This is a genomic window from Bacillus sp. ChL18 (assembly GCF_026241425.1).
Lineage (GTDB): Bacteria > Bacillota > Bacilli > Bacillales > Bacillaceae > Bacillus > Bacillus velezensis.
Map to the genome: position 1 here is coordinate 1,603,913 of NZ_JAPHWE010000001.1, position 13,098 is coordinate 1,617,010.

At 43.8% G+C, this 13,098-nt stretch carries 2 protein-coding genes; both read right to left on the reverse strand.

Features of this window, described 5'->3' with window-relative positions; genetic code table 11:
- Nucleotides 1–5: 5 nt before the first annotated feature.
- Nucleotides 6–7,385: a type I polyketide synthase gene (locus OQ477_RS07930; protein WP_265972008.1), complete on the reverse strand. Its 7,380-nt coding sequence runs from the start codon at nt 7,383–7,385 to the stop codon at nt 6–8.
- Nucleotides 7,385–13,096, reverse strand: a complete 5,712-nt coding sequence (locus OQ477_RS07935) for an SDR family NAD(P)-dependent oxidoreductase (protein ID WP_323054502.1) — start codon at nt 13,094–13,096, stop codon at nt 7,385–7,387. Before OQ477_RS07935 ends, OQ477_RS07930 begins: the two co-directional genes overlap by 1 nt.
- Between the last annotated feature and the right edge of the window lie 2 nt (nt 13,097–13,098).

A 13,098-nucleotide genomic window follows, 5' to 3' on the forward strand; every position in this document is an offset into this window, starting at 1 on the left:
AGGTGCTACTCTGTTTCATCAATAATTTCAAGAAGCCGTTTTTTATTTTGTTTGATTTGTTTTTTCCGATTTGAATCCGGCCAGTACTCTTTTCTGACAAACTCGGCAGGCGGCAGCGGATTTCTGACGGAATGATATGAATCATCCAGGCCGCTTACCAAAAGGTGGGCGTTTGTTCCGCCAAAACCGAAAGCGCTGATGCCCGCCCTCCGTTTTCCATCCTTCCAGCTTCTCAGTTCTGTATTCGGATAAAAAGGCGACTTTTCAAATTCAAAGCGGGGATTTGGCGTTTCACAATTCAATGTAGGCGGAATTTCCTTATGCCATATTGATAAAATCACTTTAATGAAACTTGCCGCTCCGGCAGCGCTTAATAAGTGTCCGATATTGGTTTTTACACTTCCTACTCCGCAAAATTGCGTTTTGTTTGTGTCTCTTCGGAATACTTTTGTCAGAGCCTGAAGCTCAATCGGATCTCCAATCATCGTGCCTGTGCCGTGAGTTTCGACGTAGCTGACTGATCCGGGAGTGATATCGGCTTTTTCAAATGCATCTTGAATAACCTGCTCTTGAAGCTTAGGATTCGGGGTCGTGATTCCCATTGTCGCACCGTCGTTATTAATAGCTGATGCTTCAATGATACCGTATATCCGATCTCCGTCTGCTTTTGCTTTCTCCAGCGGTTTTAACAGAACAGCGCCAAAACCCTCTCCGGGTACAAAGCCGTTTGCCCTTTCATCAAAAGTAAAACACTGACCGTCCGGCGAAAGAGCTCCTCCTTCTGTTAACATCAGGTAAGGAATTTCATCCAAAAGCAGATCCGCCCCTCCTGCCAGCGCCATCTCTGAATCACCGTTTTTTATGCTTTGGCAGGCTAAATGAATGCTGACTAATGAAGAAGAACAAGCGGTATCAGAAACCATGCTTGGACCGTGAAAATTAAAGAAATGCGACACATGTGAAGCAATAAAGTTTTGACTAAGCCCGACGATGTGGCTGCTGCTTTCTTTCGGCAGTTTGTGACCGTAGCCGCCCATTCTGGAACCGACAAATACGCCGACTTTTTTTCCCGATAATTCCGTTTCTTCATAACCGGCATCCCGTACAGTCTGTACACTCGTTTCTAAGAAATGTCTTATCAGCGGGTCCGTTTGGATGGCTTTCTCCTCTTCCATGCGGAAATACTCCGGATCGAAGCTGCCGATTCCATTGATAAACCCTCCCCATTTGCTGATGCTTTTTCCCTTTTGCTGCACCGGAGAGTAATTTTCTTCTATATTCCACCGGGAATCAGGTACTTCTTTAATATGATTCTTCCCTTTTCTCAGATTGTCCCAAAATTCCTCTTTATCAGCCGCTCCAGGGAACTTACATCCGATTCCGATAACAGCTATCTTTGCAGAGGAAGCCGTCTGAAGTTCTGTATTTCGGCTCGTCACAGACTGCATATCTTGCTGATTGCTGCTTTGAGAATCAGTCTGTTCGATTTGTTTTTTCAACGGCGGCGCCGTCTTACCGATATATTCCGCAAGACCATGAATCGTGTTGTGTTCAAGAAGCACAGTAGGGTCAATTTTTTTCTGAATCATTGCTTCTATACGATGTATTATGCTGACAAGAAGTATAGAATCCACACCGTATTCCTGAAAATCCGTATTTGGGTTAAGCTTTTCAAGGGGAATGCTCAATTCCTCGGCAAATACGGCAGAAAGTTCACTGACAAGCCCTTCTGAACGCTCAAAAGTGTCGGGAGTCTCCTGTCTTCGGACTGGAACCGAAGCTCCGCCGGTTTTATTGATGTTCAGGAGACTGTCTGCATGAAACACTGTTCCTTTTTTCGCGATAGGAATGATATTGGCCGATTTTCTCTCCAGTGCATGATACAAAATCGCCAGTCCTTCCCGTGTGGAAAGAGAGTCCAATCCCAATTCATCATATAAAGGACTCGTCACAGTACCCATTCCGACTTCTTTCCAGCTCGGCCAATTGATGGACGTGAAATACGTTCTCCCCTTTTGAAAATGATAAGCCGCGAAATAGTCCATATATGCGTTTGCCGACGCGTAATCAGTCATTCCTTTCGACAGTTTGGGTGACTGTGCAGCAATTGATGAAAATAGAATAAAGAAATCCAGCGGCCTATTATTAAAAATCCGCTCCAAATTCTGAAGTCCAGTGACTTTCGGCCCGTACACCGTCTTAAATTCACTCATTCTTTTATGAATAAAGGCCGGATTTCCGCCGCTGTGCAGTCCGGCACAGTGTATGACACCGCTTATATCTTTAAATTCAAGGCTTACTTGGTGAAAGAATGAACGCAGCTTCTCTTCATTTGTGAGAGAACCGCTGTAATACAGATAGTTGACACCTTTCTCTTCAAAACTTTGAAACAGTTTGATATTGCTGACTGTCTTTTCGTCCTGTCTGCCCTCTTTCAGCAAATGATCCCATTCACTTCGCAAAGGTAATGGACGCGTACCCGTCAGTACGAGTTTTTTCACTCCCCGTTTCACCAAATCTTCAGCTATTGCTCTGCCAATGCCCCCTGTCCCGCCGGTAATCACGATGGCTTTATCCGCAGGAAATGAAACAGGCTCGCCAGTATGGATTCTTTCTTCTTCAAAATACGGAACATATCTGACGCCGCTGCGGTAGCATACTTCATTCTCTCCGGTACATTGCGCCCTTTCATTCTCAAAGATTTGTTTCAGCTCATACGTTTCTTTCATGCTGTCTATATCTATTGTTTTCACATGAACAAAGCCGTATTCCGCAGAAAGGGCTTTCAGAAAAGCCGCTGATTCTGCCCCCGTCAGCTTTGGTTTTCCCGCTTTAAATACCTGCAAGCCATTGGTGATTTGTAAAATGGATAATGGTGTTTCCTTTTTACTCCTCTTAATTATTTCTTGTATAAATAAGAATTTACCATATGGGATGCCGTTCTGATTTTCACTCTGGTTTCCGATATCTGAGAAATCAAATATATTTTCGACCTGCCGCTCACCGCCCGAGAAGATCTCACGGATAACGTCGTATGCGTGGTTTTCATCTAATAAAGAACACTCAAACATTTGATCAGAGTGTTTTATAAATGAAGAGTGATGTTTTATGACAATCAGATTCTCCTGATCTATATCCGAACAAATGGTGCGGGCAATTGATTCTGTGTCTTGATTTACAAATACTACTGTCAGTCCGTACTCTTTTGTTTCGGATGGATTTACAAACGGATTCTCCCTCCATTTTTTTTGCAAGTGATGTTGAAAAGAATGCTGAGGGATCTCTGTCTTCTCAGTCCTGGACGGAACCCAATAACGTTCTTTCGCAAACGGATAAGTCGGAATTGAGATCCGTTTACCCGGCTGCTGTAAATGTTGATGAACGGTTTTCCAATCGATATCCGCCCCCCAAACCCATAATTGAGCCAGCTTTTCCGCTTCACCGTTCTCAATAATGGTCTTTACAAACAATTCACCTGCTCTGCCTTCCGTTAACGCCTTCATTTTTTCAGCAAATGCATCTGCTGATTGCTGATTAACATATACGCCTGGAACTTGCTTGTCACCGCGGCAAAACTCAAATAATTTATCCTTAATTTCTTTAAGAGAGGTACCGGTGATCGCCGCTCTGGCCTCCATCGCTTCTCTGCCCGATTGTGTAGTGTATGCCAGATCCCGTAAAACGACGCTTTCCGATTGGCCGGCTTCCATCACTTCATTCGGGAACATGTTTCTTATCGCTCCGGCATATTCCTTCAATAAGTATTCAGTAACCGCTTGAATGGAGGGGCAATCAGTTAATTCATACATCGTGAGTTCAATATGAAACATTTCGTTAATAAAATCCGCCATCCGGCTTAATTCCAAAGGACCTACGCCAAATTCACTCAGGTGATCAGCAATATTAATTTCTTCCGGATGGATATGAAGCAATTCCGAAACAAACGGTTTGAGTACTTCATTCACCTTTTCTTCCATATCAGGCTGTTTATCCTTTACTTCAGGACTTAGTGAACGTTGGATAAAATCTCTCATGTTTTCGGCATACTCAAGAAGACGTTCATTGTCTTTGGCAGATAACAGGACAATATGCGGTTCGTTCTCAACATGTTCTGTTGAGGCGTTTGTTTCTTCATATTCTTCTATAATGATATGAACATTCGTTCCTCCCGCTCCGAATGAGCTGATCCCCGCTCTTCTCGGAACAGTTACTGTTTTTCCGTTTTCCTGCAGTTTCGGTTTCTTCCAGTCTTGCAATGACCGCTGTACATAAAAAGGAGATGCTTTAAAATCAATATTTGGATTCAGCGTCTCCGCATGTATGGAAGGAAACAGTTTTTTCAGTTTCATTTGCAAAAGAACCTTTGTCAAACCGGCAATTCCCGCTGCGGCCTCAAGATGGCCGATATTTGATTTGACAGAACCGATGGAACAATATTGAGTGTGCTCCGTAAATTCCCGAAACGCTTTTGTTAACCCGGTGATCTCAATCGGGTCTCCCAGAGCAGTTCCCGTTCCGTGAGCTTCAATATAACTAATTGTACGAGGGTCAATACAAGCTTTCTGAAGCGCGTCCTGTATCAGTTCAGACTGACCATTTGGATTAGGAACCGTAAAACCGTTTGTTCTCCCTCCGTGATTAACCGCTGTCGCTTTAATCAGCGCATAAATATGATCTCCGTCCCTTACCGCTTCCGCCGCCGGCTTTAAAAGTACGGATCCCACTCCTTCTCCCGGTACATAACCGTCACCGCCCTCGCCGAATGTACGGCATCGGCCATCACTTGCAAAGAAGCGGCTTTGATTTAATAATGTATATTTATTCGGATGAAGCGTAAGATTGACCCCGCCCGCAACAGCAAGTGTGCTTTCTCCTCTTCGTATACTTTCACAGGCTAAGTGAATGGCGTTAAGAGAGGATGAACACATTGTATCAACCGCCATACTCGGCCCCTTAAAGTTAAAGAAATACGATATTCTGTTTGCTATTGCAGAAAATGGAGACCCGACGGCCAGTTCATTTCCTTTAAGTGATTCTTCAACGCCGAAAAATTGATAGCTTCCATATGTGACGCCTGCAAAAACTCCGACCTTTTTGCGGGTCAGATCTGAAGGTTTATAACCCGCATCCTCTATGGTATTGTACACTGTCTCTAAAAAGAGACGTTCCTGAGGATCAAGAAAAGCCGCTTCTTTCGGTGATATCCGGAAAAATAATGGATCAAACCGGTCTGGATTTTTCAGAAAACCTCCCCACTTATAACAGCTTCCCTCCAGCATTTCCTTCCGGTCATCAGGAATTTCGCTTACGCAATCCCGTCCATTCATCAGCACATTTTGGAACTCCCTGATGTTTTCCGCATCCGGGTATCTGCCGCTGACACCGATAATGGCTATATCAGCAGAAAGGGGATCGGCCGCAATGTGCTCTTTTGAATCTTCTTCAGAGCGTACCGGCGCTTTTGTTTCCACTGGTTTTCTTTTTTGCTTTTTTTGATATGAAACAAGTTCAGATGTGCCGGCCGGGTTCAGCAGTTTCATCATTCGTTCGCTGTGATGACTCAGGAAATATTCGGCTAACTGCGATATTGAATGATATTCAAAAAACAATGTTTTCGACAATCTGCCGATACTTTGCTCCAGCTTTTTGGTCAGACGCATGATCATCACTGAATCAATGCCGTATTTCTCCAGGTATTGTTTTTCATCTATGAGTGAGGCAGGTAATTTCAATTCTTCGGACATTATATTTTTCAGATAACTGATTATATTTTGTCTTAATTCATCGTTTTTCAAATCGGCATCTTCCTGCTGGTCTGAATGTAAGCTGATTGTACCGGCACGCTTCAGCACATCCTCAATCTTTTCTTTTCGGCCTTTCAGGGCAATCAGCTGTTCAGATGGTTGACACAAGCTGTTCTCCAGAGCCTGTATTCCGTCACTGTCATCTAACGGGTCAAGACCGAGTTCCTGTTTCATGTAGGATATTCCTTCATCGTCAATATTCATCCCGCCGGAAGCCCATAGCGGCCAATTGACTGACACTACCCTTCCGGCAGACTCTTTTGCGGTCATAACTGCTGCATACTGATCCAAACAGGCATTGGCGAAAGCATAGTCACATTGGCCGGCTGAGCCGAAGACTGCCGATGTGGATGAAAACAAGACAAGTAATTCAACTTTCATTTTTTTGATTTCTTCCGCCAGCCACAACGTGCCATAAACTTTCGAACCTGTGACTTGATCAATTTCTTCTTTTGTCTTTCTTAAGATAAAAGAGTCACGGAGTACGCCGGCACTGTGAAATACTCCATGTAAGGTGCCGAACTGCTCTTTTGCAAAAGCAAACATCCGTTCAGCATCACTTTGTTTTGAAACATCAGATCGGATATATTCAACTGTTGAACCTGAACTTCTTAAATATTCGATCTTTTTCTCCTGCTCTTCAGTTAAATCAGAGCGCCCCGTCAATATGAGATTCGCTTTCCATTTTTCCGACAGATGTTTTGCCAATATATAACCGAGACCGCCCAGGCCTCCTGTAATCAGATAATTCCCATGATGTTTCAGCGGCTGGGTTAAATCGAATGAGCCGGCTTTATTATAGCCTTTTGTAAAACGTCTGCCGTTTTCATAGCGCACTTCAAAATGGATATCCCGTTTTTCGTCACACTCTCTCTGATATATATCCGCTATTGCTGGAAGAGCGGCTCCCGTACCCTCTGATTGCGTGATATTGATAATCTGATAGTGAAAATTGGGGTGTTCCTGGTGAACGGTTTTCACCAATCCGCCGAGAGCATGATGCAGCGGCAGTTGTTCTTTATTCTCAGTTTGAAAAATATGCGTCAGCTTTATTATCTTTTTCCATTTTAGTTCAATCAGCGCCTGTGTAATATACAGAAGAGAAAACAATCCGTTTTCCAATTGTTTCTGTATACCTCCCTTACTCATGTCAGCCTGAGAATCAGACCACAAGTGAAGAATCTTTTCGGGCAGCTGATAATGATCATGAATGTACCGGAACAGCTTTAGATAATCGTCTTTTTTCACGTGGTTCATACAAATCGTATCATCATGTAAAACAGCAAATTCTTTTCCGCGGATAACAAACAAGAGAGTACAGTCCTTAAACAAACCGCTCAATTCTTGTATTTGCCGTTCATTTTCTGCAAAAATCAGGAGCAATCCCGTCAAGGGTGCGCTCTTCTTATTCGGAATGAACGATTCTGTCCATTCCGGCTTGTAATAAAAAAGCGGATGGTTCGATGCCCGTGATTTTTGATTCTGAATGGATGTCACACGGGCATAGCCTTCGTCAGCCGATATCTGTCCTGATTGAATCAGATCAAGAATATCGCTGATTTGTTCACGTTTTCCGTTCATCATTCTTCCCCCATTAATTGTTTCAATACAGCCTTCTGATCAATATCATTGGTTTCTAATTGACGCAGGAGACGAATGAGTTCGTCGTCCGTCTGAACAGTGCCTTTTTTATGACCATATCTGAATCTCACATCTCTGCACTCTGCCAGAATGCTTCCGTTTTCATCTGTAAATGTCATATGACACGTTACATCACGGCTGTTCTGCCGGTTCTCTTTTTGAGTATAGACATAAAAATTTTGAGCGAGAGGCTGATAGACATCCGCCGCTCCCATTCCGATCAATTCCGGGAAGGTTTCTCCGCTGACAAAAAACGCACTGGCTTGAATTGCGGACTCAAGCGCTTCGGGAGAGATCGTAAAATTCTCTCTTTTTGCATAAAGCTCATCCGGCAATGAATGAAACGACAGCATTCCGTCACTGTTTTTCGCTGATTCAATGACAAAAGGCGATTCAGCAGGATGTTCAGTCATTTCTGATTTGACTTCAGCAATATCAAGCGCTTCAGGAAGCATACCGCTTTCAGGCTTAACAATATGCGCATTTCCCCTGGCAAGACGTACTTTATTCTCATTTTTTGTGTTTGCATATATGTCAAACCGCGCAAAGCCGCGCTCAGGCGTCAGCGTAATCATCAGTTCCCGTATATCAGTCATTCCGTTCATGCTTTCGGTCCACAATAAATCAGTTAATGTATGAACTGGTTGTCCAAATGCCGCCGCTGCATTGACGATAGCCATTTCAGCCAAAGATGCATAAGGGAAAAAGGACACGTTTCCTTCAGACAGACTTAGTGCGAACGGATGATTACGGCTGATTTTTTTCGTGAAACTGAACTGATTAAAATCGGACGTGTTACTCCCCAAGAAAGGGTGACCCGGCTTACTCACATCCGCTGAAACAAGCGTTTCCCCTTTTTCCGCTATCCAATACCGCTGTTTGATCAGCGGTTGTCCCGGAATAGAAATCCTGCGGGCATTCCGATTCACCTCAAAAGTCTCCCAATCTATCTTTCTTCCATTTACCCATTTGGATGCTGCTTCGGCGTAATCTGAACAAGCGTGAGGCATTTCATTGTGAACTTCTGATTCGAATGTATTACCGGTATAGCTCAAGCTGCTTTTTTCACCCCTGATATAAGCTGAGAGCTCTTCAGCAATGACCTGCCCGGAATCTGCCACTATCGCCAGCCGTTCTTCCATATGATCGCGTCCCGTCTGAAGTGTATAGGCAATATCCTGAAGACGCAGTTTATGATTGTTATCCTTCGATTCATTTTCTGATAGAAAATCAGCCATAACCTTCGCATACTTTATCAGCCGTTGTTTGTCTTGAGCCGATAAAACAAAGATCACTCGGCCGCTTTGATGATCAAAAGCTTTTGGCGGCTCATACGCTTCCAATATAAGATGCGCGTTTGTCCCTCCTGCCCCAAAAGCGCTTACCCCGGCTCTCAAAGGATGAACAGCATTGCTGTTTTGCGGAATATTCCATTCAGCCGCTTTCCGCTGCACTTGAAAAGGAACCTGCTCAAAATCTATAAACGGATTAACAATATCGGAATGCAGAGAAGGAACAAGCTGCTTATTCTTCATTTGGAGAAGCACTTTCGTTACCGCGACGATTCCTGCCGCAGATTCTAAATGTCCGATATTTGATTTCACCGAACCGATGGCGCAAGGATGATTCAGTTGATAGGAATCTTTCAGTCCTTGAATTTCAATCGGATCGCCTAATGACGTACCCGTTCCATGCGCTTCAATATAATTGACGGTATTCGGATCAATGTCAGCTTTACGAAGCGCTTCTGAAATGACCTCCGCCTGCGCATCCGGATTCGGTATGGAATATCCGCTCGTCTTTCCTCCGTGATTAACGGCGCTTCCCTTAATCACACCGTATATTTGATCTTGATCTTCTATTGCTTTTTTCAATGGTTTTAACAATACGGCTCCGACTCCCTCACCGGGAACATAACCGCTTCCGTCTTTTCCAAAACTCCGGCATCTGCCGTCACTTGATAGAAACTGTCCCATGCTGAGGAACTTATATTTATTCGGATGTATTGACAAATTCACTCCGCCGGCTAATGCCATATCGCTCTCTCCGCAATGTATGCTTTGGCATGCGTAATGAATAGAGGTCAGTGATGAAGAGCACATTGTATCCAGAGCCAAACTCGGACCTTTTAAATGAAAATAATAAGACACCCGATTGGCAATTGAAGAATAGACGGAAGCCGGCGAGAAAGCCACTCCATTTTCTTCTCCTTCAAATAGTTGATATTGGCCCCACATTGCACCGACAAATACACCGACTTTCATCTTTTCCAGCATGTTTCTCGGGTATCCTGAGTCTTCAAAACAATTTTTGGCCGTTTCTAAAAAGAGCCTTTCCTGGGGATCCATAAGTTCTGCTTCCCTTGGGGAAATATGAAAGAAAAGCGGATCAAATTGATCGGCTCCGCTGATAAAACCTCCCCACTTGCTGTAAGACTTCCCTTTCATATCTCTGTCTTCGCTGAAGAAATCATCCATATTCCAGCGGTCAGGCGGGATTTCTGTAATACAATCTTTTCCGCTCTTTAAATTCTCCCAAAATTCAGGTAAGTCTTCAGCCATCGGATACTTCCCGCTTAATCCGATAATGGCAATGTCTTGATGCCTTGTATCAGCTGTTTCTTTTATTTGGATCTCACGGCTTTCATCCTCCATGAAGGTATCTTGAAGTGCAGATTTCAATTTTTCTTTGTCACCTTCAAACACGATCAGCTGTGATGCGTTCAGAGAGAGTGAATCTTGAAAAGCTTTGATCCCATTGGTTTTACTAAGAGGAACCATACCGATTTTTTGTTTCATCCATTTTTCAGTTTGTTTATCCACTTTCATGCCGCCGTCTTCCCATAGCGGCCAGCCGATGGCTACTGAGACGCCGGAGCGTTCTTTTTTCCGCCTCATTCCTTCACGCCACTCAGCGAAAAGATCGATGAACCGGTTGGCCAATGCGTAGTCCGTCTGACCGATATTCCCGTACATCGAGCTGCTTGATGAAAACATCACAAAGAAGTCCAAAGGTTCGGTTTGCAGCAAGCTGTCCAATAAGACCGTCCCATTTATTTTCGGAGCGATCACTTCCTGGATTTCATCTTTTGATTTTTGAATCAATAAAGCGTCGTGCGTCACACCGGCACTGTGTATCACACCGTTGATTTCTCCGAATTGCCTTTTAATGGTTTTTATGATTCGCTCTGCATCGCGGCTATCTGAAAAATCACCTCTTATATATTGAACCGAAGAACCGCCTGCTTTCATTCGGCTGATTTTGTTCTTTTTGTCTTCCGTAAGTTCAGAACGGCCCGCTAAAATAATATTGGCTTTCGTTTGGGCTGCGATATGTTCTGCAAATATAAGGCCTAAGCCGCCGGCCCCTCCTGTAATCATGTATACTCCGTTTTCTTTAAAGGAGAAACCTGAGTTTTGAGCCGGTTCCGCTTCCCGTAAGGCACGGACCCAGCGCACATTTCCTTCATAATAAAGATCGGTTTCTCCCGGATGCGCTTCAGTTGATTCGCATCTGATGATTTCAGCTGTGAGATCCGGCAACGATGACTTGTCTGAAACTGATATCCCGATTGTCTTAAGGGCCAGTTTCGGGTTCTCAAGCAAAATAGACTGCCCTGCGCCATGGACTGAAGCGTAAAGCGGCTGATCATTTTTATGGTCCGCCGGATAAAGGAAAAGCGATACAACCTTTTTTTCCGCCTTGCTGCGCATCAATGCCCGGCTGAAAAAGAATAGCGGGTAAGCCCCTTTAGAAAGCTGTTCATTTATTTTTTCCGGGCCGGCAAATGACCCTTCCGGCCACCCGTAAACCACGGTGTCGGGCATTTGCCCCCTTTTTTTCAGATCAGCTGCAAGCCTGTCAAAGTGAGCTTCCTCCCTGTGATCTATCTCATAAACACCGTCTCCCTGATAGGAGAAACGATTCCCTGATAAAACGAGAATGATCTGTGTATTTCCGAATCCATTTTCAGCATTTTCCCGCATAAAATGAAAAAGCTCTCTGTCATATTGAAACAGCAGGTATGTTGTTTTCTTTTTATTTCCGCAATTCGGGTCCCAAGAAGCAGCCTTTTGTCTCCAATGCGGTGTTAAATAGGTCAGAGCCGTATGATTCTCTCCATGATGAAGAGGGAGGTCTTTTTCAACGGACGTCTTTTCGCCGCTCTCTGCAAAATAGTTTGCAAGTTTTTGAATTGTCGGATACTCAAACAATAAAGTAGGGTACAGTTCCCTGCCTGTTTTCTCTTCCAATGCCTTTACGGCTTGCATAAGTGTTACGGAATCGAGGCCTTGTTCATAAAAACCTTTTACCACAGAGAGTGTTTCAGGGGCAGTTCCTTTGATATCTGCGATCAGCTGCTGAATGTCTCCTTCTGTTATAAGAGCGGAAAGATTTTCGTTCTTACTTTCTTTCATGTCAGGCTTTTCAGCCGGTTGATTTTGCGTTAAGAAATAACTGGACATTTTTTGATTTTCTTTAATATACGCGGCGAGTTCCCGGATCGTTTTCTGCTCAAACAGGAGTGTAGGATACAGCTGTTCCCCTGTTTTGTTTTCAAGTTCTTTGACAATGGCAAGCAAAGAAGCTGAATCCAGGCCCTGTTCATAAAAACCAATGTCTGTCCTTATGTCACGCAGATCTATATTTGAAACCCCGGATATTAATTCTTTAAGGTGTGTCTCGATGCTTTCGCTTCGATTTATGATTGAATCTTTTCTGATCAGGCTGTCTTTTGGCTGAGAAGCCGCTTCAGTTTCCAAACGAGTCTGCTTCAGGTTTTCAATTAAATCTTTTGAGCGAATATGTTTCACAGACAGCCGCGTAAAATAAGCGATCATCTCCCCGTGTGCATCGTACAAACCGTAACTTACTTGGATGACATCCCCTGAATCATGATTTTGGTCTTGCTTCTTTATGTACACATAACACCTGTCTTCCAGGCGCTTCGTCATACGGAAAGATTCAATATGAATGGGAATATACGTTTTCATCCGGCTTGCCGGAGATCCTTGTGTAAAATATTCGGGACATGCCTGATAAAGGATCGATATGATGGTAGACGCATCAAGAAAAGTGGGATGCAATTGAAAATAGCCGTTATATTGATTGGCAATTTGGCTGAGCGTCAACTCTGCAAGTACAGAATGGTCAGACGCATAAACCTTCCCCAGACTCTTCATAAATTCAAAATGCTCTATATCAACCTTTTTTAAATAGTCATAACATATCTCCATATCAGCTTCACGGGCGGAGGCATGTTTAATTTCATCAATATTGATTGAACTCATGCTTTCCGGGATTTTCGGCATGAGCCTGCAGTTCATATTCTCATCCCAGCTTTCATCCAGAATGCGGTCATCTTTTACCTTTCTGCTCTTCGCCTGAATTTCCCATCCCTGTTCCAATCCCTGAAAACGGATGCGGATTTCTCTGTCAAAGGTATCCGATGTTGCTACAGGTTCCAAATACAAAATATTCTGACACTCGAGTTCTTCAATAGGCAAACCTTTGCTCAGCGCCATACGGTATATCATATCTAAAAATGTGACACCGGGTATAATCCGGGTGCCATGCACCCGGTGATCCCTGACAATATAGTCCGTATGTTTAATTGTTAATGTGAACTGATAGTTTTGATTACTGGCCACCT

What these genes read in the sequence shown, in the direction of transcription:
- OQ477_RS07930 (WP_265972008.1), bottom strand. Translation starts at nt 7,385, where the DNA reads ATGAACGGAAAACGTGAACAAATCAGCGATATTCTTGATCTGATTCAA.